Origin of the sequence: Streptococcus sp. HMSC066F01, from assembly GCF_001837335.1 — a bacterium.
Lineage (GTDB): Bacteria > Bacillota > Bacilli > Lactobacillales > Streptococcaceae > Streptococcus > Streptococcus oralis_S.
Map to the genome: position 1 here is coordinate 100161 of NZ_KV832118.1, position 23598 is coordinate 123758.

At 42.5% G+C, this 23598-nt stretch carries 28 protein-coding genes; 16 read left to right on the top strand and 12 right to left on the bottom strand.

The features are described 5' to 3' along the window. Positions 1-24: 24 nt before the first annotated feature. The 3 genes from serS to HMPREF2655_RS04760 form a co-directional block, all read right to left on the bottom strand. Positions 25-1299: a serine--tRNA ligase gene (gene serS / locus HMPREF2655_RS04750; RefSeq protein ID WP_049550245.1), complete on the bottom strand. Its 1275-nt coding sequence runs from the start codon at positions 1297-1299 to the stop codon at positions 25-27. Positions 1300-1514: 215 nt separating this feature from the next. Next, the gene (locus HMPREF2655_RS04755) at positions 1515-1886 is read right to left on the bottom strand and encodes a DUF956 family protein (RefSeq protein WP_000079374.1); all 372 of its coding nucleotides are present in this window, start codon (positions 1884-1886) and stop codon (positions 1515-1517) included. A 2-nt stretch (positions 1887-1888) separates the two neighbouring features. Beyond that, the gene (locus HMPREF2655_RS04760) at positions 1889-3253 is read right to left on the bottom strand and encodes an aspartate kinase (RefSeq protein ID WP_000869631.1); all 1365 of its coding nucleotides are present in this window, start codon (positions 3251-3253) and stop codon (positions 1889-1891) included. Positions 3254-3535: 282 nt separating this feature from the next. Between HMPREF2655_RS04760 and HMPREF2655_RS04765 the strand changes: the two genes are divergently transcribed. The 16 genes from HMPREF2655_RS04765 (at position 3536) to HMPREF2655_RS04840 (ending at position 16096) form a co-directional block, all read left to right on the top strand. After that, on the top strand, positions 3536-4321 hold the full coding sequence (locus tag HMPREF2655_RS04765) for an enoyl-CoA hydratase (protein WP_001015587.1): 786 nt from the start codon (positions 3536-3538) through the stop codon (positions 4319-4321). An 89-nt stretch (positions 4322-4410) separates the two neighbouring features. Further along, complete coding sequence (locus tag HMPREF2655_RS04770; protein ID WP_000386338.1) at positions 4411-4845, top strand: fatty acid biosynthesis transcriptional regulator FabT; 435 nt, start codon at positions 4411-4413, stop codon at positions 4843-4845. Continuing rightward, on the top strand, positions 4845-5819 hold the full coding sequence (locus HMPREF2655_RS04775; protein ID WP_000852968.1) for a beta-ketoacyl-ACP synthase III: 975 nt from the start codon (positions 4845-4847) through the stop codon (positions 5817-5819). The genes HMPREF2655_RS04770 and HMPREF2655_RS04775 overlap by 1 nt, the downstream gene beginning before the upstream one ends. Before the next feature lie 57 nt (positions 5820-5876). Next, positions 5877-6101 (top strand): acyl carrier protein, encoded by a 225-nt coding sequence (locus HMPREF2655_RS04780; RefSeq protein WP_000257840.1) that lies wholly within the window; start codon positions 5877-5879, stop codon positions 6099-6101. 117 nt (positions 6102-6218) lie between these two features. Beyond that, complete coding sequence (fabK, locus tag HMPREF2655_RS04785; protein ID WP_000857452.1) at positions 6219-7193, top strand: enoyl-[acyl-carrier-protein] reductase FabK; 975 nt, start codon at positions 6219-6221, stop codon at positions 7191-7193. Continuing rightward, on the top strand, positions 7186-8106 hold the full coding sequence (fabD, locus tag HMPREF2655_RS04790) for an ACP S-malonyltransferase (protein ID WP_000167651.1): 921 nt from the start codon (positions 7186-7188) through the stop codon (positions 8104-8106). The genes fabK and fabD overlap by 8 nt, the downstream gene beginning before the upstream one ends. 45 nt (positions 8107-8151) lie before the next feature. Continuing rightward, positions 8152-8883: a 3-oxoacyl-[acyl-carrier-protein] reductase gene (gene fabG / locus HMPREF2655_RS04795; RefSeq protein WP_001177611.1), complete on the top strand. Its 732-nt coding sequence runs from the start codon at positions 8152-8154 to the stop codon at positions 8881-8883. A gap of 28 nt (positions 8884-8911) precedes the next feature. Next, positions 8912-10147 (top strand): beta-ketoacyl-ACP synthase II, encoded by a 1236-nt coding sequence (gene fabF / locus HMPREF2655_RS04800; RefSeq protein ID WP_000774050.1) that lies wholly within the window; start codon positions 8912-8914, stop codon positions 10145-10147. Between the two features lie 2 nt (positions 10148-10149). After that, the gene (accB, locus tag HMPREF2655_RS04805) at positions 10150-10638 is read left to right on the top strand and encodes an acetyl-CoA carboxylase biotin carboxyl carrier protein (protein WP_001052309.1); all 489 of its coding nucleotides are present in this window, start codon (positions 10150-10152) and stop codon (positions 10636-10638) included. Next, positions 10635-11057 (top strand): 3-hydroxyacyl-ACP dehydratase FabZ, encoded by a 423-nt coding sequence (gene fabZ / locus HMPREF2655_RS04810; protein WP_000565515.1) that lies wholly within the window; start codon positions 10635-10637, stop codon positions 11055-11057. The genes accB and fabZ overlap by 4 nt, the downstream gene beginning before the upstream one ends. An 11-nt stretch (positions 11058-11068) precedes the next feature. After that, positions 11069-12436, top strand: a complete 1368-nt coding sequence (gene accC, locus HMPREF2655_RS04815; RefSeq protein WP_070837899.1) for an acetyl-CoA carboxylase biotin carboxylase subunit — start codon at positions 11069-11071, stop codon at positions 12434-12436. A 35-nt stretch (positions 12437-12471) separates the two neighbouring features. Further along, on the top strand, positions 12472-13338 hold the full coding sequence (gene accD, locus HMPREF2655_RS04820; RefSeq protein WP_070837903.1) for an acetyl-CoA carboxylase, carboxyltransferase subunit beta: 867 nt from the start codon (positions 12472-12474) through the stop codon (positions 13336-13338). Beyond that, positions 13335-14102 carry an acetyl-CoA carboxylase carboxyl transferase subunit alpha gene (locus tag HMPREF2655_RS04825; RefSeq protein ID WP_070837905.1) on the top strand — a complete coding sequence of 256 codons (768 nt, stop codon included), beginning with the start codon at positions 13335-13337 and terminating at the stop codon, positions 14100-14102. Before accD ends, HMPREF2655_RS04825 begins: the two co-directional genes overlap by 4 nt. 146 nt (positions 14103-14248) lie before the next feature. Then, positions 14249-14950, top strand: coding sequence for a CPBP family intramembrane glutamic endopeptidase (locus HMPREF2655_RS04830; RefSeq protein ID WP_070837907.1), 702 nt, complete (start codon positions 14249-14251; stop codon positions 14948-14950). 219 nt (positions 14951-15169) lie between these two features. Then, on the top strand, positions 15170-15352 hold the full coding sequence (locus tag HMPREF2655_RS04835; protein WP_070837909.1) for a hypothetical protein: 183 nt from the start codon (positions 15170-15172) through the stop codon (positions 15350-15352). An 18-nt stretch (positions 15353-15370) separates the two neighbouring features. Beyond that, positions 15371-16096, top strand: coding sequence for a CPBP family intramembrane glutamic endopeptidase (locus HMPREF2655_RS04840; protein WP_070837911.1), 726 nt, complete (start codon positions 15371-15373; stop codon positions 16094-16096). A 49-nt stretch (positions 16097-16145) separates the two neighbouring features. Here the strand turns inward: HMPREF2655_RS04840 and nusB are convergent, their stop codons facing one another. The 9 genes from nusB to gatC form a co-directional block, all read right to left on the bottom strand. Then, positions 16146-16568: a transcription antitermination factor NusB gene (nusB, locus tag HMPREF2655_RS04845; RefSeq protein ID WP_000203659.1), complete on the bottom strand. Its 423-nt coding sequence runs from the start codon at positions 16566-16568 to the stop codon at positions 16146-16148. Next, the gene (locus HMPREF2655_RS04850; RefSeq protein ID WP_070837913.1) at positions 16561-16950 is read right to left on the bottom strand and encodes an Asp23/Gls24 family envelope stress response protein; all 390 of its coding nucleotides are present in this window, start codon (positions 16948-16950) and stop codon (positions 16561-16563) included. The genes nusB and HMPREF2655_RS04850 overlap by 8 nt, the downstream gene beginning before the upstream one ends. 21 nt (positions 16951-16971) lie before the next feature. Then, positions 16972-17532: an elongation factor P gene (gene efp, locus HMPREF2655_RS04855; RefSeq protein WP_000568640.1), complete on the bottom strand. Its 561-nt coding sequence runs from the start codon at positions 17530-17532 to the stop codon at positions 16972-16974. An 81-nt stretch (positions 17533-17613) separates the two neighbouring features. Continuing rightward, positions 17614-18741 carry an SPFH domain-containing protein gene (locus HMPREF2655_RS04860; protein ID WP_070837915.1) on the bottom strand — a complete coding sequence of 376 codons (1128 nt, stop codon included), beginning with the start codon at positions 18739-18741 and terminating at the stop codon, positions 17614-17616. An 8-nt stretch (positions 18742-18749) separates the two neighbouring features. After that, positions 18750-19706: a zinc-ribbon domain-containing transport protein gene (locus HMPREF2655_RS04865; protein ID WP_000715068.1), complete on the bottom strand. Its 957-nt coding sequence runs from the start codon at positions 19704-19706 to the stop codon at positions 18750-18752. Between the two features lie 99 nt (positions 19707-19805). Beyond that, the gene (locus HMPREF2655_RS04870) at positions 19806-20201 is read right to left on the bottom strand and encodes a hypothetical protein (RefSeq protein WP_001031998.1); all 396 of its coding nucleotides are present in this window, start codon (positions 20199-20201) and stop codon (positions 19806-19808) included. Positions 20202-20258: 57 nt separating this feature from the next. After that, positions 20259-21704, bottom strand: a complete 1446-nt coding sequence (gatB, locus tag HMPREF2655_RS04875; RefSeq protein ID WP_001008672.1) for an Asp-tRNA(Asn)/Glu-tRNA(Gln) amidotransferase subunit GatB — start codon at positions 21702-21704, stop codon at positions 20259-20261. After that, positions 21704-23170 (bottom strand): Asp-tRNA(Asn)/Glu-tRNA(Gln) amidotransferase subunit GatA, encoded by a 1467-nt coding sequence (gatA, locus tag HMPREF2655_RS04880; RefSeq protein ID WP_070837917.1) that lies wholly within the window; start codon positions 23168-23170, stop codon positions 21704-21706. Before gatA ends, gatB begins: the two co-directional genes overlap by 1 nt. Beyond that, positions 23170-23472, bottom strand: a complete 303-nt coding sequence (gatC, locus tag HMPREF2655_RS04885; RefSeq protein WP_070837919.1) for an Asp-tRNA(Asn)/Glu-tRNA(Gln) amidotransferase subunit GatC — start codon at positions 23470-23472, stop codon at positions 23170-23172. Before gatC ends, gatA begins: the two co-directional genes overlap by 1 nt. Between the last annotated feature and the right edge of the window lie 126 nt (positions 23473-23598).

Here is a 23598-nt window from a genome sequence, read left to right on the forward strand (position 1 = left end):
TATATTCTAGCTAGGCCTTGTTTTTTATGGTTTGATAACTTCAGCTCCACCCATGTATGGACGAAGAGCTTCTGGAATGGTTACAGAACCATCTGCATTTTGGTAGTTTTCAAGAATAGCAGCCACTGTACGCCCAACTGCAAGTCCAGAACCATTCAAGGTGTGAAGAAGTTTAACTTTACCATCTGCTTCATCACGGTAGCGAATTTGAGCACGACGGGCTTGGAAATCTTCTGTATTTGAACAGCTTGAGATTTCACGGTAGGTATTTTGCGCTGGAATCCAAACTTCCAAGTCGTAAGTCTTGGAAGCTGAGAAGCCCATATCCCCAGTAGAGAGGGCAACGACACGGTACGGAAGATTGAGTTTTTGAAGAATGTTTTCAGCGTTGGCTGTCATTTTTTCTAATTCTTCATAAGATTCTTCTGGTTTTGCAAATTTGACCATTTCAACCTTGTGGAATTGGTGCAGACGGATCAAGCCACGTGTATCACGACCAGCAGAACCCGCTTCAGAACGGAATGATGGACTCATAGCAGTGAAGTAGATTGGTAGGTCTTTACCGTCAAGGATTTCATCACGGTAGTAGTTTGTAAGAGGCACTTCAGCTGTAGGAATGAGGACATAATTAGTGTCTTTCAATTCAAAAGTGTCTTCCTTGAATTTTGGATATTGCCCAGTACCAAACATAGAGTCATGGTTAACCATGTAAGGTGTGATAACTTCCGTATAGCCTTCTTTACCATGCTCATCCAACATGAAGTTGTAGATAGCGCGTTCCAAACGAGCCCCAAGTCCTTTATAGAAGAGGAAACGAGCGCCCGTTACCTTACCACCGCGTTCCCAGTCAAGGATACCCAAGTCTTCACCAAGATCCCAGTGAGCTTTTGGTTCAAAGTCAAACTCGCGCGGAGTCCCCCAACGGCGAACTTCCACATTGTCATCTTCGTCAGCCCCAACAGGAACGCTGTCGGCAGGGATGTTTGGAAGAGTAGTGGTAAATTCTGTCAATTTAGCATCGATGTCTGCCAACTCAGCATCCAAGGCTTTGACTTCAGCAGATAGGGTTTGCATCGCAGCAATCTTGTCATCGGCATTTTCCTTGTTGCGCTTGGCTTGGGCAATCTCAGCAGAAACTGTGTTACGTTCTGCTTTGAGAGTTTCAACCTTGACCAAGATGTCGCGACGTTTAGCATCGATTTCTTTCATCTCATTTAAGACAGCAGCATCTACACCACGTGTAGCCAATTTTTCTGCGACAGCATCAAAATCTGTACGAATTCGTTTGATATCTAACATAAGTCCTCCTTTATATGAAAAAAGCACACCTGACAAAGCGTTGGAGTGGCAGGGCCACGGTTCCATCCAACTTCACAGGTGTGCACTTGATTGTGTATGTAATTGTAAACAACGGTAGAATTTCACCTATCCCTCCTATCTGCTCGCAGCATCCGCAGACTTTCTGAAAGAAGAGGATAACCTACTTATCCGTTGCTATGATTATACTAAAGTTTTTACTTTTTTGCAAATAGATTTTTAAGTTTTTGTCCAATGGTCTGGAGTAGAGTCGGAAGTTTCACGACCTTGTCGTTTCCTAGTTTTTCCCGAGCAATTTTGAGGATAGCCCCAGAGTCTTTTGAAGCAAAGAGGAATTTTCCTTGGTCAGTAAAGACTTCAAAGTGGCGGCTGATCTTGCGACCACTTACGTTGGCTCCGATTTGATTGACACTAGACCAGGGGATTTGGATATATTGTTCGACATTGACATCAGGATAAAACTCCAAGGCTTGGTCTCCGACTAGAAATTTTCCAACCTTTCCCGAGATAGAGAGGTAAGATGTTCCAGTAGTTTGGAGGTCAATGACTTTATTGAGAGATTGGGCCATGATTAGTCTTCCTTACTTTCATCGAAAAAGGCATGGTAGAGAGCCTTGATAGCTGCCTTTTCTTGGTCTTTATTGACAACAAACATGATGGAAACTTCACTTGAACCTTGGGACATCATCTGGATGTTGATTTTATTCTCAGACAAAGCACGTGTTGCAGTAGCAGTCACCCCGATATGGCTCTTCATTTTTTCCCCTACAATCATGATGATAGAAAGGTCATGCTCAATCTCCGCATGGTCCACTTCAGCCTTTTGAACGAGTTGACGTAGAATTTCTTCTTCTTTGATAGGAGTCAATTCACGGGAGCGGAGGATGATTGAAAGATCGTCGATACCTGTAGGCATGTGTTCCCAACCGATATTGAGGTCCTCAAGGATTTGAAGAACCTTGCGACCAAACCCTACTTCACGGTTCATGAGGTATTTTGACATGTTGATGCTGACGAATCCTGAGTCACCTGCAATCCCTACTACTGGGAATTTATCACTACTGTGTTCTAAAACAATGCGTGTTCCTGGGTGATCAGGGTTGTTGGTATTCTTGATGACAAGAGGAATTTTTCCGCGGTAAGCGGGTAGAAGAGCTTCGTCATGAAGGACTGAAAATCCAGCGTAAGCCAACTCACGCATTTCACGGTAGGTTAATTCAGGAATGGAATGTGGTTGGTGGATAATACCAGGATGGGCAGCAAAGATACCATCTACGTCTGTAAAGTTCTCATAGAGATCAGCCTTAACACCTGCTGCAATGATAGAACCTGTGATATCTGAACCTCCACGTGAAAAAGTACAGATTTGATTTTCCTTAGTCACACCAAAGAAACCAGGGATGACAAGGACTTCGTTGCTATCAGCCAAGCCTTCAATCTTATCATAACTAGATGGAATGATACGTGCGTTTCCAGGTTCACTTGTGACAACGATCCCAGCTTCTCTTGGGTGAACATAGCGTGCATCGATACCGTTTTGGTTAAAGTAGGCTGCAATCAATTTGGCATTGTTATTTTCTCCAGCCGCTAGGAAGGTATCATAGAGAAATTCATTGTCCTCTATAGGAAGAGTTGCCAAGGCCCGAATACTTTTAGAGATTTTTTCTAAAACAGCAGGTTTTAACCCTAGTTCACTAACCATAGCGGCATAACGGTCAATGATCCAGCTTTGGCTAGCACTGATGTCATTTCCAGCCACATAGTCGCGATAGTATTTGATCAAGGCATCGGTTACCTTGGTATCTTCAGCATTGCGTTTGCCGGGTGCAGAAACGACTACAAAACGGCGCTCTTTATCACTTTTAACGATGTTTAAAACTTTTTCTAACTGACCAGCAGAGGCAAGCGAGCTTCCTCCAAATTTTACAACCTTCATAAGGACTCCTCAAGTAAGTATTTTATACGATTATAGCAGAAAGAGGGGCATTTTTCAATGAAGAAAATAACTTCCTATTATAATAGAAGAAAACACTAACTTATTCTGAAAAGTGATAACCGTTTAAAAGTAAGGGTGTCAAATTTTACTCACACTCATAAATGATGGGTAAATAATCAGCTGAGACACTTTCCTTTAGTTTTTTCTTGCCTCTTTATCCAAAAAAAGGTATAATTTGATGATAAAACAATTTTATTGCCTTACAAAAGAAAAGGAGAAGCTATGAATCATATCTTATATCAGATCGTAGATGATCTTGCTATCATCACTTTGAATCGTCCCGAAGTGGCAAATGGTTTCCATATCCCAATGTGTGAGGAGATTTTAGAAGCTTTGACTCTAGCAGAGCAGGATCAAGCTGTGCAGTTCATCTTGATTAATGCTAATGGGAAGGTCTTTTCAGTTGGGGGAGACTTGGTTGAGATGAAACGAGCAGTAGACGAAGATGATATCCCTTCTTTGAATAAGATTGCAGAATTAGTCAATACAATTTCTTTTAAAATCAAGCAAATTCCTAAACCTGTTTTGATGGAGGTAGATGGAGCGGTTGCTGGTGCTGCAGCAAATATGGCAGTAGCAGTTGATTTCTGTTTAGCGACTGACAAGGCAAAATTTATCCAAGCCTTTGTCGGAGTGGGATTGGCGCCAGACGCTGGTGGGATTCATCTCTTGAGTCGTAGCATCGGGGTAACACGGGCTGCACAACTTGCCATGACAGGAGAAGCCTTAACTGCTGAAAAAGCGCTAGAATGGGGCGTGGTATACCGTGTTTGTGAAGTTGACAAATTAGAAAAAACAAGAGAACAAGTTCTGAAAAAATTAAGAAGAGGTTCAGCAAACTCATACGCAGCCATTAAAAAGTTAGTTTGGGAAAGTCAATTCAAGGATTGGCAGAATTATGCTGAATTAGAATTGAAACTACAAGAATCGTTATCTTTAACTGAAGATTTTAAAGAAGGGGTTCGAGCACATTCTGAAAGAAGAAGACCAAAATTTTCAGGAAAATAAAAAATACTTGCATAATTTTTTGAAGTTTGTTATACTTCTTTTATCAAATGTTTTGATTGTAAAAGCTTTTTGAGGGGGAGGGAAAAAGTTTGGACTACCAACAAGTAAATGATTATCTAACATCTATTTTTAATAACGTCCTTGTGATCGAGGAGGTTAGCTTACGAGGTAGTCGATTCAAAGACATCTCCATCAAAGAAATGCACACGATCGATGTGATTGGGAAGTTCCCGGAGGCAACGCCAAGTAAGGTTTCAAAAGAACTGATGGTAACTCTTGGGACAGTGACGACGAGTTTGAATAACCTGGAGAGAAAAGGTTATATTGAGCGTATTCGTTCTGACCAAGACCGTCGAGTGGTCTATCTGCATTTGACAAAGCAAGGTCGTTTGGTTCACCGCCTTCATAAACGGTTCCACAAGGCTATGGTCGAAAAAATCATCGATGGCATGAGCCCTGAGGAAAAAGAGGTCATGGGCAGAGGTTTAACGAACCTTTATCAATTTTTGGAGGATTTGAAATAATGGCTTTTGCAAAAATAAGCCAGGTTGCTCATTATGTTCCAGAGCAAGTGGTCACTAATCATGACTTAGCCCAAATCATGGACACAAGCGATGAGTGGATTTCAAGTCGGACAGGAATTAAACAGAGACATATCTCAAAAACAGAGTCTACAAGTGATTTAGCGACAGAAGTAGCTAAGAGCTTGTTAGCTAAAGGGAGCTTAACAGCAGATCAGATTGATTTTATCATTGTAGCAACGATTACCCCAGACTCGATGATGCCTTCCACAGCAGCTCGAGTTCAGGCAAATATCGGAGCGCATAGAGCTTTCGCCTTTGATTTGACAGCAGCTTGCAGTGGCTTTGTATTCGCTCTCTCAACTGCAGAAAAGTTTTTAAGTTCTGGACAGTTCAAAAAAGGGATTGTTATCGGGGCTGAGACCTTATCCAAGGCAGTTGATTGGTCAGATCGTTCAACAGCTGTTCTCTTTGGGGATGGAGCTGGTGGGGTTCTCTTGGAAGCGAGCGAAACACGGCACTTCCTTGTGGAAAGTCTCTATACAGATGGCTCTCGGAGCGAGTGTTTGACCTATGGTCAAACGGCTTTGGCTTCTCCTTTCTCGGATCAAGAAGCAGTTCCTGCTTTTTTGAAAATGGATGGACGAGCAGTTTTTGATTTTGCAAATCGTGATGTTGCTAAATCGATCAAAGAAACCATTGAAAATGGTCCAATCGCAGCTTCAGAATTGGATTATCTCTTGCTTCATCAGGCAAATATCCGCATTTTGGATAAGATGGCTAAGAAGATCGGCGTAGACCGAGACAAACTTCCTGCCAATATGATGGAGTATGGAAATACCAGTGCAGCAAGTATCCCGATTTTGCTCTCAGAGTGTGTGGAGAATGGCATGATTCGTTTAGATGGTAGCCAGACGATTCTCCTATCAGGCTTCGGTGGAGGTTTGACATGGGGCACACTCATTCTTACAATCTAGGTAATCATGTGGTAAACACATAGTTATAAATTTTTTATATTTTAAAGGAGTCCTATCATGGCAGTATTTGAAAAAGTACAAGAAATTATCGTTGAAGAACTTGGGAAAGACGCATCAGAAGTAACACTTGAATCTACTTTTGATGATTTGGATGCAGATTCATTGGACTTGTTCCAAGTAATCTCTGAAATCGAAGATGCTTTCGATATCCAAATCGAAGCAGAAGATAACTTGAAAACAGTTGGTGACTTGGTTGCCTACGTTGAAGAGCAAACAAAATAATTAACATATTACTAGAAGGAGTAGGGGAAACCCACTCCCTCTTGTTTAGGTAATAGTTTGAAACTCAAATGATAAACTCATCGAACTATTACGTAAGCAAGGAATGATGGAGGCACTATGAAAACACGTATTACAGAATTATTGAACATTGATTATCCTATTTTTCAAGGAGGAATGGCCTGGGTTGCGGATGGTGACTTGGCTGGTGCAGTATCAAAAGCTGGTGGTCTAGGGATCATCGGTGGTGGGAATGCACCGAAAGAGGTCGTAAAGGCTAATATCGATAAAATCAAATCACTTACGGACAAACCTTTTGGTGTCAACATCATGCTCTTGTCACCTTTTGTAGAAGACATCGTTGACCTCGTGATTGAAGAAGGTGTCAAGGTAGTGACAACTGGTGCAGGAAATCCAAGTAAATACATGACTCGTTTCCATGATGCAGGAATTACAGTTATTCCTGTTGTTCCAAGTGTTGCTTTGGCAAAACGCATGGAAAAAATTGGTGCAGATGCAGTTATTGCAGAGGGAATGGAAGCCGGTGGACATATTGGTAAATTAACAACGATGACCTTGGTTCGCCAAGTTGCTGCGGCTGTTTCAATTCCAGTTATCGCAGCTGGAGGAATTGCGGACGGTGAAGGTGTCGCTGCAGGCTTTATGCTTGGAGCTGAGGCCGTTCAAGTTGGTACGCGTTTCGTAGTAGCTAAGGAATCTAACGCCCATCCAAAATACAAGGAAAAGATCTTAAAAGCGCGTGATATTGATACGACTATTTCCGCTCAACACTTTGGACATGCGGTTCGTGCCATTAAAAATCAGTTGACACGTGACTTTGAGCAGGCTGAAAAAGATGCCTTTAAACAAGAAAATCCAGATTTAGAAATCTTTGAACAAATGGGAGCTGGTGCTCTTGCTAAAGCCGTTGTTCATGGAGATGTAGAAGGTGGATCTGTCATGGCAGGTCAGATCGCTGGTTTGGTATCTAAAGAGGAAACTGTCGAAGAAATCCTAAAAGATCTATACTATGGCGCAGCCAAAAAAATTCAAGAAGAAGCCTCTCGTTGGGCAGGAGTTGTAAGAAATGACTAAAACAGCCTTTCTATTTGCAGGTCAAGGTGCTCAGTATCTAGGAATGGGGCGTGATCTCTATGATCGTTACCCTATCGTCAAGGAAACAATTGACCAAGCCAGTCAGGTTTTGGGTTATGACCTTCGTGACTTGATTGATAAGGAAGAAACCAAGTTAAACCAGACTCGCTATACGCAACCAGCTATTTTAGCGACTTCGGTAGCTATTTACCGACTATTGAAAGAAAAGGGATACCAGCCGGATATGGTAGCAGGATTGTCCCTCGGGGAATATTCTGCTCTTGTAGCAAGTGGTGCCTTGGACTTTGAGGATGCAGTTGCCTTGGTTGCTAAACGTGGTGCTTATATGGAAGAGGCTGCACCTGCAGGCTCTGGGAAGATGGTTGCCGTTCTTAATACTCCGGTTGAAGTGATTGAGGAAGCTTGTGAAACAGCCTCTAACGTTGGAGTAGTGACTCCAGCCAACTACAACACCCCAAGCCAAATCGTTATCGGTGGTGAGGTGGCTGCGGTTGACCACGCAGTTGAACTCTTGCAGGAAGCAGGAGCAAAACGATTGATTCCTTTAAATGTATCGGGTCCTTTCCATACAGCCCTTCTTGAGCCAGCCAGTCAGCAACTAGCTGAAGCTCTTGAGGGAGTAAGTTTCTCTGACTTTACTTGCCCACTAGTCGGCAATACGAAAGCTGCTGTTATGGAAAAAGATCGAATCCAAGAGCTTTTGACGCGTCAGGTCAAAGAACCTGTTCGTTTTTATGAAAGTATTGCTGTGATGCAGGATGCTGGGGTAACCAACTTTATTGAAATTGGTCCTGGCAAGGTCCTATCAGGCTTTGTCAAAAAAATCGATAAAACAGCTCAGCTAGCTAACGTTGAAGACCAAGCAAGCTTGGATGCTTTGTTAGGAAACTAATGATCCCTTCTCCCACAAAATACAACAGGAAACAGGAGAGATAGAATGCAACTTACAAACAAAAATGTCTTTGTAACAGGTTCAAGTCGTGGTATCGGACTTGCCATTGCTCACAAATTTGCCCAACTAGGCGCTAATGTAGTTTTGAATAGTCGCGGAGCAATCTCAGAAGAATTGCTGGCTGAGTTTTCAAATTACGGCGTCAAAGTAGTACCGATCTCAGGTGATGTTTCAGACTTTGCAGACGCCAAGCGTATGATAGATCAAGCGATTGCAGAACTCGGTTCTGTCGATGTCTTGGTCAACAATGCTGGGATTACTCAAGATACGCTTATGCTCAAGATGACCGAAGAAGACTTTGAAAAAGTGATTAAAATTAACTTGACAGGTGCCTTCAACATGACGCAAGCAGTCTTGAAACAGATGATCAAGGCACGTGAAGGTGCGATTATCAACATGTCTAGTGTGGTCGGTTTGATGGGAAATATCGGACAAGCCAACTATGCAGCTTCTAAAGCAGGCTTGATTGGTTTTACCAAGTCAGTTGCACGTGAAGTTGCCAATCGCAACGTACGCGTAAATGCTCTTGCACCAGGGATGATTGAGTCAGATATGACTGCTGTTTTATCTGATAAGGTCAAGGAAGCGACATTGGCCCAAATCCCAATGAAACATTTTGGTCAAGCAGAACATATCGCAGATGCTACAGTGTTCCTGGCTGGACAGGATTATTTGACTGGACAAGTTCTCGCTGTTGATGGCGGACTTAGCATGTAAAAAATAAGGAAAGATATAGGTAAGACAGATGAAACTAAATCGAGTTGTAGTAACAGGTTACGGATTGACCTCTCCTATCGGAAATACTCCAGAAGAATTTTGGAACAGTTTGCAAACTGGAAAAATTGGAATTGGAGAAATCACTAAATTTGACCACAGCGAATTTGCTGTGCACAATGCAGCAGAAGTCCAAGATTTCCCATTTGATAAATACTTTGTTAAAAAAGATACCAACCGTTTTGACAACTATTCTTTGTATGCCTTGTATGCGGCTCAAGAAGCAGTGACGAATGCAAATCTTGATGTAGAAGCAATTGATAAGGATCGCTTTGGTGTCATCGTGGCTTCTGGTATTGGGGGAATTAAAGAAATCGAAGATCAGGTTATCCGTCTTCATGAAAAAGGTCCAAAACGTGTTAAACCAATGACACTTCCAAAAGCCTTGCCAAATATGGCTTCAGGAAATGTTGCCATGCGTTTCGGAGCAAATGGTATCTGTAAATCAATCAATACAGCCTGTGCCTCATCAAATGATGCCATTGGAGATGCCTTCCGTTCTATCAAGTTTGGTTTCCAAGATGTCATGTTAGTTGGTGGATCAGAATCATCTATCACTCCTTTTGCTATCGCTGGTTTCCAAGCTTTGACCGCCCTATCAACTACAGAGGATCCAACTCGTGCTTCTATCCCATTTGACAAAGACCGTAATGGTTTTGTGATGGGAGAAGGTTCAGGGATGTTGGTTCTTGAAAGCCTTGAACATGCTGAAAAACGTGGTGCAACTATTTTGGCTGAAGTAGTTGGTTATGGAAATACCTGTGATGCTTATCATATGACTTCACCTCATCCAGAAGGTCAAGGAGCGATTAAGGCGATTAAACTAGCTTTGGAAGAAGCAGAAATTTCTCCAGAGCAAGTGGCTTACGTCAACGCCCACGGAACTTCAACTCCTGCTAATGAAAAAGGAGAAAGTGGTGCGATTGTAGCTGTCCTTGGTAAAGAAGTACCTGTATCTTCAACTAAGTCCTTTACAGGACACTTACTTGGCGCTGCAGGGGCAGTAGAAGCCATCGCTACCATTGAAGCCATGCGTCATAACTATGTACCAATGACAGCTGGAACAAGTGAGTTATCAGACTATATCGAAGCGAATGTCGTTTATGGACAAGGCTTGGAGCAAGAAATCCCTTATGCTATTTCAAACACTTTTGGTTTTGGTGGACACAATGCGGTTCTTGCTTTCAAACGTTGGGAGAATAAATAATTATGAATTTAAATGAGATCAAGGACTTGATGGCTCAATTTGACCAATCAAGTTTGAGAGAATTTTCTTATAAAAATGGAACGGACGAATTGCAGTTCAGTAAGAATGAAGCAAGAATGGTTTCTGAAGCACCAGCTCAAGTTGCTCCAGCGCCAGCTGCAGTGGCTCCTAGTCCAGTAGTTTCGGCCCCTTCAACTCCAGTAGAGAGTGCAGTGGAAGAAGCTCCAGCACCAGCTGAAACGACGGTTGCTCCGGAGGGTGATGTCGTTGAGAGCCCACTTGTAGGGGTGGCTTACTTGGCCGCTGGACCAGATAAACCTGCCTTTGTCACAGTTGGAGACAGTGTTAAAAAAGGTCAGACTTTGGTGATCATTGAAGCCATGAAAGTCATGAATGAAATCCCTGCACCTAAGGATGGTGTGGTGACAGAAATTCTCGTTTCAAATGAAGAAATGGTTGAGTTCGGTAAAGGATTGGTACGTATCAAATGATCGATATTCAAGGAATCAAAGAAGCTCTACCCCATCGCTACCCCATGCTCCTAGTGGATCGTGTCTTGGAAGTGAGCGAGGATACCATTGTTGCCATTAAAAATGTGACCATCAACGAACCTTTCTTCAATGGTCATTTTCCACAATACCCAGTTATGCCAGGTGTTCTTATCATGGAAGCTTTGGCTCAGACTGCTGGTGTCTTGGAATTGTCCAAACCTGAAAATAAAGGGAAACTGGTCTTCTACGCTGGAATGGACAAGGTTAAGTTCAAGAAGCAAGTTGTACCAGGTGATCAATTAGTTATGACGGCAACGTTTGTAAAACGCCGTGGCACAATCGCTGTGGTTGAAGCAAAGGCTGAAGTGGATGGCAAGCTTGCAGCTAGTGGTACTCTTACCTTTGCAATAGGGAACTAAGGAGGTTCTCCATGTTTCGTAAAATTTTAATTGCCAACCGTGGTGAGATTGCGGTTCGCATTATTCGAGCTGCGCGTGAATTGGGCATTGCGACCGTTGCAGTCTATTCAACAGCTGATAAGGAAGCTCTTCACACACTCCTAGCGGATGAAGCTATCTGTATCGGACCTGGTAAGGCGACAGAATCTTATCTCAATATCAACGCTATTTTGTCTGCTGCAGTCTTGACAGAAGCAGAAGCCATCCACCCAGGCTTTGGTTTTCTTAGCGAAAACTCCAAGTTTGCCACGATGTGTGATGAAGTGGGGATTAAGTTCATCGGTCCTTCTGGGACTGTAATGGATACCATGGGAGATAAGATCAATGCGCGTGAGCAAATGATCAAGGCTGGGGTTCCAGTTATCCCAGGATCTGATGGTGAAGTTCACACGGCTGAAGAGGCGCTTGCAGTTGCAGAAAAAATTGGCTATCCAGTCATGCTTAAGGCATCGGCAGGTGGTGGTGGAAAAGGGATTCGTAAGGTTGAAAAGGCAGAAGACTTGGTCGCAGCCTTTGAGACAGCATCCAGTGAAGCCAAGGCCAATTTTGGAAATGGCGCTATGTATCTTGAGCGTGTGATTTATCCAGCTCGTCATATCGAAGTTCAGATTCTTGCGGACCAAGAGGGTCATGTGGTCCATCTTGGTGAACGGGATTGTTCACTTCAACGGAATAACCAAAAGGTCTTAGAAGAAAGTCCATCCATTGCGATTGGCAAAACCCTTCGTCATGAAATTGGTGCTGCAGCCGTTCGTGCAGCAGAGTCTGTAGGCTATGAAAATGCAGGGACGATTGAATTTCTTCTCGATGAAGCGAGTGGCAATTTCTACTTCATGGAAATGAATACTCGTGTGCAAGTTGAACACCCAGTCACAGAGTTTGTTTCAGGTGTTGATATCGTGAAGGAACAGATTCGCATTGCTGCCGGTCAACCTTTACCTTTCAAACAAGAAGATATTGTCCTACGAGGTCATGCTATCGAGTGCCGGATTAATGCAGAAAATCCAGCATTTAACTTTGCCCCAAGCCCAGGGAAAATTACCAATCTCTATCTACCAAGTGGTGGAGTTGGCTTGCGCGTAGACTCAGCAGTTTATCCAGGTTATACCATTCCCCCTTACTATGATAGTATGATTGCTAAAATCATTGTTCATGGGGAGAATCGTTTTGATGCTCTTATGAAGATGCAACGGGCACTTTATGAGCTTGAGATTGAAGGAGTGCAAACCAATGCAGACTTCCAGTTGGATCTGATTTCAGACCGCCGAGTTATCGCTGGTGACTACGATACTTCCTTCTTGATGGAAACTTTCTTGCCAAAATACCAAGAAAAAGAATAGACTTTCAAACAGTATGAGAACTAAAAGGGGGAGTTATGGCTCTATTTAGTAAAAAGGATAAGTATATTCGGATCAATCCTAACCGTTCCGTAAGGCAGAAACCACAAGCCAAGCCTGAGGTTCCGGATGAACTCTTCTCCCAGTGTCCTGGTTGTAAACACACCATTTACCAAAAGGATCTTGGGAGCGAACGAATTTGTCCCCATTGTAGCTATACTTTCCGTATTTCAGCTCAGGAACGCTTGGATTTGACGATTGATTCTGACAGTTTTGTGGAGATGTTTACAGGTATTGAAACTCAAGATCCATTAAACTTTCCTGGCTACCAGAAAAAATTGGCTACTATGCGTGAAAAGACAGGTTTGGATGAAGCCGTACTAACTGGTACAGCTAGCATCAAGGGACAAAAAGTTGCCCTTGGGATCATGGATTCAAACTTTATCATGGCTTCTATGGGAACCGTTGTGGGTGAAAAAATCACGCGCTTGTTTGAGTATGCAACGGTAGAAAACTTGCCAGTCGTTCTCTTCACAGCTTCTGGTGGAGCCCGTATGCAAGAAGGAATCATGAGCCTGATGCAGATGGCTAAAATTTCTGCAGCAGTTCAACGCCATTCCAAGGCAGGACTTTTTTACCTAACTATTTTAACCGATCCGACAACAGGTGGGGTGACAGCTTCTTTTGCTATGGAAGGGGATATTATCCTAGCGGAACCCCAAAGTTTGGTTGGTTTTGCTGGGCGTCGTGTTATCGAAAATACAGTTCGGGAGACCTTTCCGGATGACTTCCAAAAGGCAGAATTTCTGCTTGAACATGGATTTGTTGATGCAATTGTCAAACGGAGAGAATTGCCTGAAACAATTGCTAAATTAGTGAGATTGCATGGAGGAAGTCGCGGATGAATATTGCAAAAATAGTCAGAGAGGCACGCGAGCAGAGTCGCTTGACTGCACTTGATTTTGCCAATGGAATCTTTGATGAGTTTATCGAATTGCATGGAGACCGCTCTTTCCGCGATGATGGTGCGGTTATCGGTGGAATTGGTTGGTTAGGTGAACAGGCAGTAACTGTCGTTGGTATCCAAAAGGGAAAAAGTCTTCATGACAACCTCAAACGGAACTTTGGGCAACCCCATCCAGAAGGCTATCGTAAGGCCTTGCGTCTGATGAAACAGGCAGAAAAGTTTGGTCGTCCAGTTGTGACCTTTATCAATACGGCGGGTGCTTACCCAGGTGTTGGAGCCGAGGAACGTGGACAAGGTGAAGCAATTGCTCGAAACCTGATGGAAATGAGTGACCTCAAGGTTCCAATCATCGCGATTATTATCGGTGAAGGAGGATCTGGTGGGGCCCTAGCTCTAGCCGTAGCTAACCGTGTCTGGATGTTAGAAAACTCAATCTACGCAGTACTTAGCCCTGAAGGATTTGCCTCTATCCTTTGGAAGGATGGAAGTCGTGCTATGGAAGCGGCGGAGTTGATGAAAATCACTTCACATGAACTCCTAGAAATGGAAATCGTAGATAAGGTAATCTCAGAAGCAGGGCTGTCAAGTAAAGAACTGCTAGGTTGCGTAAAAAATGAATTGCGTGCAGAACTTGATAGGTTGCAAGAACTACCACTCGACCAACTTATCGAAGAACGTTACCAACGCTTTAGAAAATACTAAGAAAATTTAAAAGCTAGAACATTTTGTTCTAGCTATTTTGATAATAGAGCATGGATAAATATGAATACTCTAGATAAATAAGAAAATAATCAATGGTCTATCCTCTATATTGCCCTAATAGAGAGTTTACCATTAGGAGAGAAAGAATGAAAAAGACAATATATTTAGGAATCTGTATGATTTTAATGTTCCTGTACATTTATTTAACGCCATTAGGAGCCATAACTCTAGCTAGGACCTTTGGTTTAGGAATGGACAGCTATATAATCTTTCTAGTTGGAGAAGTGTTGCTTATTTTCTTTTTATTCGTTTTGTGGTTGAAAAAGAAGAAGATGCTCTTTATCTTCGAGAAAAAGGGTTGGCGCTGGTCTTATCTCGCTTTCTTAGTGGCTTGCTTTCTTATCTATTCTTTTTTAAATGGATTTAGAATGCAGTATATTCGATTGATTGACCATAGCTTTGTTTTCCAAGACCTTCTTTCAGAACTTTACTTAAACGGAAGAGAAACGATTCTATCAAGTCTTATATTTTTAATCTTTAACATTTCGATTGTACCTGTTGTTGAGGAGACAATCTATAGGGGGTATTTTATGAATACCTTCTTTCCGAAGTCGGAGTTTTATTTGGATGTTATCTTGTCTTCTTTCATCTTCGGGCTCAGTCACTTAGTTCTATCCCATCGTGACCCCATCAGTCTCATAATGTATAGTATTCTTGGTCTTCTATTTGCAGTCGCTTATCGAGTTACGGGTAGTCTCCGATTTACCATTGTTTGTCATAGTTTCTATAATGTTATTCCCTATGCTCCGTCGATTTTATTTTATATTTATTATTTAACTTTTAGATAGTGGTAGGTAAAGAAAAAAGTGTTTGATACTTGTCAAACACTTTTTCTAATTTAATGGGAAGATAGAGAAATCTCTTTTATCGATTTCTTATTTCTCAATGAGTAAAGCTACCATTTAGGGTGAAAAATTGACAGTTGAGGAGATAGGCTATAAAATAGACAAAAAGATGTGTACTGTAGATGTAAGCTTACAAAAATTTATTTTAAGGAGCTACTTGATATGATTGGTACAGGTACATTTACAGTTCTTTCATCTGAGGACTTAGAGCAAGTTTCAGGTGGTGGCATGATTTGGTTGGTTGATGATAGACATTGGGATTCGCCATATGCATATAGTTTGGCGACAGAATGGAGTACAACACTGACTCATGAGACTAGACGTGCTTATGGTATTGGCTATTGATAAATTAAAGGGGTAAGTATGAAAAAACTAGGGTATTTTGGGGTCTATACATCACTGGTATTTCTATCGGTTTATCTACCTGAGTTAGGGATTATGCATCTAACTAAGTTTTTAGGATGGGGGATAGATGGCTATTCTATCTTTTTAACAGTTGAAGTAATAGCTCTTTTGCTAATATTTATCTACTGGCTCAAAAAGAAAAAGATGCTCTATATTTTTGAAAAAAAGGGTTCAAAGAAGTCAAGATTCTTTTACCTTGTAGTTGGTCTAGTGGCTACTTATTTTGATCGTCAATTGGTGGATGCTTTTCAGTTACAGTTTCATCACCTAATTGATAACAAGTATATCTTTCAAGACCTTCTTTCGATTCTATACTCCAATGGGCAACCAACTTTTCTATCAACTGTTCTCAGTTTTAGTTTAACAGTAGTCGTCGCACCTATATTAGAGGAACTGATTCATAGAGGGTATTTTATGAATACCTTTTTCCCCCAGTCCAAGTACTATCTGGATGTTATCCTATCTGCTCTTATCTTTGGACTTAGTCATTTGATCCTAACTCACCGAGATCCTATCAGTTTGATTATTTATAGTTTAGGCGGTCTCTTCTATGCCCTTGTCTACCGTTGGACAAAGAACTTAAAAATTACCATCCTGTGCCATAGTTTTTTCAACTTCCTTATTTATGCAAAACCCATCTGGATTTTTGTTTATAATTATATCTATTACCACTTTTTTAGATAGTGGTAGGCAAAGAAAAAAGTGTTTGATAATTGTCAAACACTTTTTCTATTTACTGTTCTTCTGTTACAAACTGGCTGAGTAGTCCGTTGATAAAACGGGCAGATTTTTGATCTGAGAAGTCCTTTGCAAGCTCGATAGCTTCATTAACAGCAACCAACTGTGGAGTGTCGAATGAAGTGATTTCAAAGACTCCCAAGCGAAGGAGGTTTCTCTCCACGAGTGTTAAACGCTCGATGGTCCAACCTGCTTTTAAATGCTGTGTGATTTGCTTGTCTAGTTCTTCCTTTTTAGCCTGAACACCAGAAACTAGCTCTGTCAAAAAGGCTGGAAGTTGCACATCCGTATCTTCACGATCATGAGTATAGGCGAAACGACAAGCAGTTTCGACATCCGTACCGAATTCAAGGCTCATGAGAGCTTGAAAAGCGCATTTACGGAGTTGGCGTCTAGATTCTAATAGTGGACTAGTCATTGAGGAAGTCCTCGTCAAATAGATCTTTCAATTCTGGTTTTGGTGTTTTATCTGGAACGATACCTGCAACGTGAATATTGATAGCAGCGAGTTCTACATCAGCAATATTGCGGACGGCATCTTTGACAGCTTTCTGGATAGCAACAGCTACCTTAGGAACTTTTACTCCGTACTCAAGGTAGAGGTAGATATCAGCTGTGAGTTCTTCGTCCACATTTTTAAGATAAACGCCACGGCCGAGAGAAAGTTTTGAAAGGGTATCAGACACTGATTTGTTTGAAAAAGAGTGAACACCCTCTACTTTTGCAGTAGCAATAGCAATGATTTTTTCAAGTACACGTGGGGCGATAACGATTTCGCCAAGTTGTTCTTCAATTCCCATAGAATGACCTCTTTCTAGAAATTAGGCACGAGAAACGTAAGTTCCTTCTGCAGTGTTGATAACGAGTTTTTGTCCTGCTTCGATGAAGTCTGGAACGTTTACGACAAGTCCAGTTTCCATCGTTGCTGGTTTACCAGAACCTGTAACCGTAGCACCTTTGATAGATGGTTGAGTTTCTGCAACTGTCAATTCGACAGTAGTAGGAACGGTAACACCAATCACTTCAGTTCCGTAGAATTGGATCTTCACATCAGAGTTTTCAAGGATGTAAAGCAATTCGTTTTCAACGTTGACTACAGGGATTTCGTATTGGTCGTAAGTTTCTGTATTCATGAAGTAGGCTGTGTCATCCATTTTGTACAAGTATTGAGCTGGGACAGTCTCGATGATGGCTTGTTCAAATTTTTCCTCTGGACGGTAGCTTGTGTCAAATGTAGAACCAGTACGGACATCACGCAATTTCATACGCATGATGGTGTTTCCTTTACCTGGTTTGTGGTGGCTAGCTTCCAAAACGCGGATCAATTTTCCGTCAGCTGTTTCAAAGGTCATACCAGCCTTTAATTTACTTGCTTCAATCATGTTTTTACCTCTTTAATAAAATAATTTACTCTTTATTGTACCATAAAAGACAACATTACTCAAATGTCAAAAGGATCTTAATTAGTTGACTGGTACGATATTGCCATCTTCGTCTTTGGTGACGAGGACGTATTTTCCATCGACTTCGATATAAAAATTCTTGCTAGTAGCTTGCCCAGCATTTTGAGCCGGTGCTTGATTTTGGACTTGTTGGCTTAGTTGACCACCCAGAGTTTGGCCAAGATTCATGCCCATAAACATGTTCATCCCATTGCCATTCCCTTCGTTTGCAGCTGCAGCAATAAGCGCTTCGTTGCGAGCACGGCGTTCTTCGATTTCAATCGTGTTGTACTTCATTGCCACGAGCTCGCTATCAAGCTTGCGAACGATATCAAGACTTTCTTGGTCGTAGCTGAGGTCCTCAAGCAAGATGTTGGTTGCTTCAATCCCGTAGAGACCTGTCCAAACCTTGTTGACCTCTTGTTTAGCGAGTTCGTTAAAGGTGTCTTGGTTGGCATTGAGGCTATAGATATCAACCTTGTTTTCGTTGGTATATTTGGCAATGGCAATCGCGATTTTTGGTGCGATATTTTGACGGAGCGTTCCTTGAGCTACATCTTGGAGAGTAAATGGCTGTCCGTCAGTAATTTGACGGCTAACAGAACTTACGTAGAAGAGGACTGGGTCTGCTATTTTTACATCAAACAAGCCATAGAAACGGATGTTAAGCAGTTGTTGGTAACGTTCGCTGAAGTATTCGACCGCGTTTTGTGTGCCGAACTTATTACCTGCGATGGGTTGCATGCGGATAAAGATAATTTCCTGTTGGGTGATGACTTGTCCACCGAAAGAGAAACGGTTTTTAAAGTTTTCCCAAGTGCCTTTTAAACCACCTTTTTCAAGGAGCCAGGCGTTATCACCAGCTTGCCATTCGTGGCTACCAGCTTCGAGGACTTCACCAAGGAAGGTACCGTTGTTTACCAAAACAGCGGTATAACCTTGAGGAACGATAACCACACTGCCATCTGACAAAAGTCCAGTATTTTGATTGCTGTGACGAGAACGTCCATCTGGGTCTTTTGTGAGTAATTGACCTTTGACGGCCAAGGCGTCGCCAGAGACATTATCTGGAAGGACAATGGCTTCCTTGAATTTACTATCATTAAAACTATTTAAGCCTGCTGATAAGGCTGCACGTATAAATCCCATAATTCCTCCTAATTATAAAGCTCGTCTTCATCCACAACATCATAGGTATCGAGTACCCATTGGTTTGGACTGCGAGAGAGATTGGCACCACAGTAGTCGCACTCGCTAACTGCAGAGATTTTCAATGGGGCGCCACAGTTTGGACAGTGGTCGCTCACAACTTCGTCTGGATTGACTGCTTGCGTTTGGCTACCGTGTTGACGGATAAAGTTCAATTGATACACGGTGAAGAGATCTTTTTTAGGGTCTCCTTCAAGAACACGGCGAGTCTCATCGTCAATGACATAGTCACGCAAGGTAGATGACAGGATCACCACTAAGGTGTCGTTTCCGTCAGGATTTTCAATGAACTTCTTGATGCGAACATTTTCGATACAAACTTTCTCTAAAACATTGGTTGTTTTAGCTCGAATATGGTCCTCAAGTTGGGTACTGTGTTGAGAGTAGAGACTGGTACTTTCCAAAGCGCGGACAGAGTTCCAATTTTTCTCAGTCCAGGCAACCTGCAATTTAAGGTAGACTTCCTTAACCCAAGATGTGAAGGCTTCCGCGTCAAAGTTTGGATCCCCATATTTCACACGACTAATGGCCAGTGTGTTATGTTCAACTCGACGATGGAGCGTTTGAGAATCATTACTAGTGTAGGTTGAACTCGAATCTCCAGACTTATTCTGCAAGGATTTGACGATAACAACTAGTATGATTCCTCCGACTAATATGAACATAAATCCTAGATAGGGAGAGCTAGCAGAACTGTCAGAGGATGATCCATATCCAGAGCGGTAGTAGTGGTAGGATGAGCCACCAGAACGACTTCCACCTCCACTTGAGCGGCTACTACTTCTGGAGCTACTGCGGCTGCTCCCTCCACTTCTGGAATGTCCGACACCCGCATCAACGATTTGAGGCACGGATAGAAAAACAAGTAATAAACAGGTCATTAAAAGAGCGTAAAACTTTTTCATGTGTCCCCTAACTATATGATTGAAAAGGTAGAATTCTGAATTCGAATGATTATTAAACTATTTAATAACCTTTAAAAATAATCTGATATATACTAGGCGTTATTTACTAGCATTTAGCTTCTTTATGGAATGGCGTTCGATGAGCCATCCCACAATCCATCCTATTGCTAGCAAGTAATTTTCAAAAGCACCGATAGCATTTACAGGAGAGTGATACTCCATATAATTGAGTAAGTGATTTGTTCCTATTCCAATTCCGCCAATAATGAGAGCAAGAAGTGCGATTCGTAGATAGAACCAATCGTATTTAATATTGATAGCGAGAATAATAATCAATACAGCTAAATTCCATATTCCAATTTCTCGTTGCCAACCAGCAGATATTCCGTACCCGGAGTGGCTTCCCATGTACGATGGAAAGAAAATTTGTAGTATAGAAGCGCCTAACATAGCGATGATGACTAAGACAAATAGCAATCGTAAAAATTTGTTCATTTATTCTCCTTGTCTCATTCTCGTCTTAAAAGTAGAAAAAAGTGTATAAAGAGTAAATTACTCACTTTCTTTCAACTTGGCCAATTCCTGTGCAAGGAGTTTAAGGGCAACTTGTGGATTGGCTTGGCCTTTGGTTGCCTTCATAAGGAATCCTGTGAAGGCCTTGTCTGCGTTGCGTTTGCCTGACTTGAAGTCGGCAACGGCAGCTTCGTTATCCGCAAAGACTTGATGGATGATTGGAATCAGAACATCTGGATCAGAGATTTGCACCAAGCCTGCTTTTTCCACGTATTCACGCGCGCCACCGCCATTTTTAGCCAGGTGGACAAAGACTTTCTTGGCAATCTTAGAAGAGATCGTGCCGTCTTCGATGATGGCAATCATTTCTACCAAGTTTTCTGGTGTTAATTCGATTTGTTCCAGTGTTTTGCCTTCAGCATTCAAGAACTGAGCAACTTCACCTTGGAGCCAGTTAGAGACTTGTTTGGCATCGCCACCGAGGGCAACAGCTTTTTCAAAGAAGTCAGAAGTTACTTTGTTTGCAGTCAACTGGCTAGCATCGTAGTCTGACAAGCCAAGGTCAGATACGTAGCGCGCACGGCGTTCTTTTGGAAACTCTGGCAATTCTGTACGCATTTCCTCAATCCACTCATCTGAGATTTCAAAGAGAGGTAGGTCTGGTTCTGGGAAGTAGCGGTAGTCTGCAGCACCTTCTTTGACACGCATGAGGATGGTTGCCTTGTTGGCTTCATCGTAACGACGTGTTTCTTGGCGGATTTGACCACCTGAGCGAAGGATTTCAGACTGGCGTTGGACTTCGTATTCAAGCCCTTTACGGACGTTAGAGAAGGAGTTGAGGTTTTTCAACTCAGTCTTGGTACCGAATTTTTCTTGACCATAAGGGCGAAGGGAGATGTTAGCATCCACACGCATCGAACCTTCTTCCATCTTAACGTCAGAAATACCAGCGTACTGGATGACTTCCTTGAGGGCAGTTAGATAAGCATAGGCTTCTTCTGGCGAGCGCATGTCAGCCTCAGATACAATCTCAATCAATGGTACCCCTTGGCGGTTGAGGTCAACATAAGAGTAACCATCTGTACCGTGGGTGTTTTTACCAGCATCTTCCTCTAGGTGAGCACGTTCGATACCGATTTTCTTAGTCGTACCGTCTTCTAGCTCCACTTCAATCCAGCCGTTGTAGCCGATTGGCTCATCAAATTGAGAAATTTGGTAGGCTTTTGGATTATCAGGATAGAAGTAGTTCTTGCGGTCAAAATGCATCTTTTTGTGGATGTCCATGTTGAGGGCAAGAGCTGCCTTGATACCAGCATCGACAACACCTTTATTGAGAACTGGCAGAACTCCTGGGAAAGACCAGTCAATCACGTTAGTGTTGGCATTTTGGTCATTTCCAAAGTGAGCAGAAGTAGGTGAGAAGATTTTTGAATTGGTGTTGAGCTCTACGTGGACTTCAAGTCCAATGACTGTTTCAAAGTTCATTAGTTGTCACCTCCAAAAATCACGGGTTGTTGTTTGTGGTAGTCTGTTGTTGCTTCAAAGGCAGCAGCAGCTTGGTAAATGGTTTCCTCAGAGTATTTAGGACCGATCAATTGGAGACCGACTGGTAGACCTTGAGCAAATCCAGCAGGAATCGAAATTCCTGGAAGACCAGCTAAGTTGACTGGGATGGTCAAAAGGTCAGCCAAGTACATGGCAACGGGGTCATGGTTGAGGGAGTCCAAGTCATAGGCAACGCTTGGAGCAGTTGGTCCCAAAATCAAGTCGTAATCCGCAAAGACGTTTTCGAAATCTTGAATGATGAGGGTACGGACCTGACCAGCCTTCTTGTAATAGGCATCATAGTAACCTGATGAAAGGCTAAATGTTCCAAGCATGATACGGCGTTTCACCTCTTCACCGAAACCTTGGCTACGGCTGTTTACATAGATTTCATCAAGGTTGCTTGCATCTTCTGCGCGGTAGCCGTAACGGATACCGTCAAAGCGTTGCAAGTTTGATGAGGCTTCTGATGAAGCGATAATGTAGTAAACGGCAACACCGTATTTAGAGTGAGGAAGGCTGACTTCTTCGACGATAGCACCAAGTTTTTCAAAGTGTTTGGCTGCATTTAGAATGGTTTCCTTAACCTCTGGGTCAATCCCTTCACCAAGGTATTCCTTAGGCAAAGCAATTTTCATTCCTTTGATGTCTTGACCAATTTTTGAAGTAAAGTCGGCAATGCGGACAGGAGCAGAAGTAGAATCTTTGACATCTTCGCTGGCAATAGCGTTGAGCAAGAGAGCATTTTCCTTAACAGTAGGTGCAAAAGGTCCGATTTGATCTAGAGAGCTACCAAAGGCAATGAGACCGAAACGAGAAACCGTTCCGTAGGTTGGTTTGAGACCAACAATCCCGTTGAAGGCGGCAGGTTGGCGGATGGAACCACCAGTATCAGAACCGAGTGACAAGCGGACTTGCCCTGACGCTACAGCTGCAGCAGAACCACTTGATGAACCACCAGGAACCTTGCTGTGGTCCCAAGCATTTTTAGTGGCACCGTAATGAGAAGTCTCACCAGAACCACCCATGGCAAACTCGTCCATGTTGGTCTTTCCGACAACAATCATACCCTTAGCTTTGGCATTGGCAACGGCTGTCGCATCAAAGATTGGCTCGTAGTTGTAGAGCATTTTTGAGGCAGCAGTTGTAAGGATACCGTCGGTAGAGATATTATCCTTAACAGCCAGTGGGATTCCAGAAAGGACATTATCCGCGTCAATTCCAGCTTCATCAATAGCTTTAGCTTGTGCAAGGGCTTGCTCTTCAGCGATAGTGACAAAAGCGTTGATAGCTGTCTCGCGAGACTTGATATCTTCAAGCGTTGCTTGGGTCAATTCAGTTGCTGAAATCTCCTTAGAGACAAGGAGGTTGTGCAAGTCTTCAATCGTTTTGTTATTAAAAGTCATTAGGCATCTCCTCCATCGTCTAGGATAGCTGGTACCTTGATATAGTAGTTTTCTTTTTCAGGTACGTTTTTAAACAGGCGGTCACGGTCTGTTCCTTCTTCGGCCAGATCAGGGCGGAGTACGGTCTTGCGGTCTGCCATGGTCGTAGTAGGTGCGACACCAGTTGTGTCGACTTCGCCTAGCAATTCAACCATATCTACAATCTTAGACAAGGTTGTCGCAAAGGCAGCAGTTTCTTCTTCAGAGAATTTTAATTTTGAAAGATTGGCAACGTGTGTTACCTCTTCTTGCGTAATTTTCATCTTGCATCCTTTCGTGAAATGATGATTTTTAGTCTGTTCTATTTTACCATATTTTCCTATAAATAAGGGAGCCAAACTGAAAAGAAATAGAAATTGAAAAATCGCTTTTAATTCGCTATAATGGTT

What these genes read in the sequence shown, in the direction of transcription:
- HMPREF2655_RS04825 (WP_070837905.1), top strand. Translation starts at nt 13,335, where the DNA reads ATGAATATTGCAAAAATAGTCAGAGAGGCACGCGAGCAGAGTCGCTTG.
- HMPREF2655_RS04860 (WP_070837915.1), bottom strand. Translation starts at nt 18,741, where the DNA reads ATGGGATTTATACGTGCAGCCTTATCAGCAGGCTTAAATAGTTTTAAT.
- gatB (WP_001008672.1), bottom strand. Translation starts at nt 21,704, where the DNA reads ATGAACTTTGAAACAGTCATTGGACTTGAAGTCCACGTAGAGCTCAAC.
- HMPREF2655_RS04835 (WP_070837909.1), top strand. Translation starts at nt 15,170, where the DNA reads ATGATTGGTACAGGTACATTTACAGTTCTTTCATCTGAGGACTTAGAG.
- HMPREF2655_RS04755 (WP_000079374.1), bottom strand. Translation starts at nt 1,886, where the DNA reads ATGGCCCAATCTCTCAATAAAGTCATTGACCTCCAAACTACTGGAACA.
- HMPREF2655_RS04765 (WP_001015587.1), top strand. Translation starts at nt 3,536, where the DNA reads ATGAATCATATCTTATATCAGATCGTAGATGATCTTGCTATCATCACT.
- fabZ (WP_000565515.1), top strand. Translation starts at nt 10,635, where the DNA reads ATGATCGATATTCAAGGAATCAAAGAAGCTCTACCCCATCGCTACCCC.
- fabD (WP_000167651.1), top strand. Translation starts at nt 7,186, where the DNA reads ATGACTAAAACAGCCTTTCTATTTGCAGGTCAAGGTGCTCAGTATCTA.
- accB (WP_001052309.1), top strand. Translation starts at nt 10,150, where the DNA reads ATGAATTTAAATGAGATCAAGGACTTGATGGCTCAATTTGACCAATCA.
- gatA (WP_070837917.1), bottom strand. Translation starts at nt 23,170, where the DNA reads ATGACTTTTAATAACAAAACGATTGAAGACTTGCACAACCTCCTTGTC.
- HMPREF2655_RS04870 (WP_001031998.1), bottom strand. Translation starts at nt 20,201, where the DNA reads ATGAACAAATTTTTACGATTGCTATTTGTCTTAGTCATCATCGCTATG.
- fabF (WP_000774050.1), top strand. Translation starts at nt 8,912, where the DNA reads ATGAAACTAAATCGAGTTGTAGTAACAGGTTACGGATTGACCTCTCCT.
- nusB (WP_000203659.1), bottom strand. Translation starts at nt 16,568, where the DNA reads ATGACTAGTCCACTATTAGAATCTAGACGCCAACTCCGTAAATGCGCT.
- accC (WP_070837899.1), top strand. Translation starts at nt 11,069, where the DNA reads ATGTTTCGTAAAATTTTAATTGCCAACCGTGGTGAGATTGCGGTTCGC.
- HMPREF2655_RS04840 (WP_070837911.1), top strand. Translation starts at nt 15,371, where the DNA reads ATGAAAAAACTAGGGTATTTTGGGGTCTATACATCACTGGTATTTCTA.
- efp (WP_000568640.1), bottom strand. Translation starts at nt 17,532, where the DNA reads ATGATTGAAGCAAGTAAATTAAAGGCTGGTATGACCTTTGAAACAGCT.
- HMPREF2655_RS04865 (WP_000715068.1), bottom strand. Translation starts at nt 19,706, where the DNA reads ATGAAAAAGTTTTACGCTCTTTTAATGACCTGTTTATTACTTGTTTTT.
- fabK (WP_000857452.1), top strand. Translation starts at nt 6,219, where the DNA reads ATGAAAACACGTATTACAGAATTATTGAACATTGATTATCCTATTTTT.
- fabG (WP_001177611.1), top strand. Translation starts at nt 8,152, where the DNA reads ATGCAACTTACAAACAAAAATGTCTTTGTAACAGGTTCAAGTCGTGGT.
- HMPREF2655_RS04780 (WP_000257840.1), top strand. Translation starts at nt 5,877, where the DNA reads ATGGCAGTATTTGAAAAAGTACAAGAAATTATCGTTGAAGAACTTGGG.
- accD (WP_070837903.1), top strand. Translation starts at nt 12,472, where the DNA reads ATGGCTCTATTTAGTAAAAAGGATAAGTATATTCGGATCAATCCTAAC.
- HMPREF2655_RS04775 (WP_000852968.1), top strand. Translation starts at nt 4,845, where the DNA reads ATGGCTTTTGCAAAAATAAGCCAGGTTGCTCATTATGTTCCAGAGCAA.
- HMPREF2655_RS04760 (WP_000869631.1), bottom strand. Translation starts at nt 3,253, where the DNA reads ATGAAGGTTGTAAAATTTGGAGGAAGCTCGCTTGCCTCTGCTGGTCAG.
- serS (WP_049550245.1), bottom strand. Translation starts at nt 1,299, where the DNA reads ATGTTAGATATCAAACGAATTCGTACAGATTTTGATGCTGTCGCAGAA.
- HMPREF2655_RS04850 (WP_070837913.1), bottom strand. Translation starts at nt 16,950, where the DNA reads ATGGGAATTGAAGAACAACTTGGCGAAATCGTTATCGCCCCACGTGTA.
- gatC (WP_070837919.1), bottom strand. Translation starts at nt 23,472, where the DNA reads ATGAAAATTACGCAAGAAGAGGTAACACACGTTGCCAATCTTTCAAAA.
- HMPREF2655_RS04830 (WP_070837907.1), top strand. Translation starts at nt 14,249, where the DNA reads ATGAAAAAGACAATATATTTAGGAATCTGTATGATTTTAATGTTCCTG.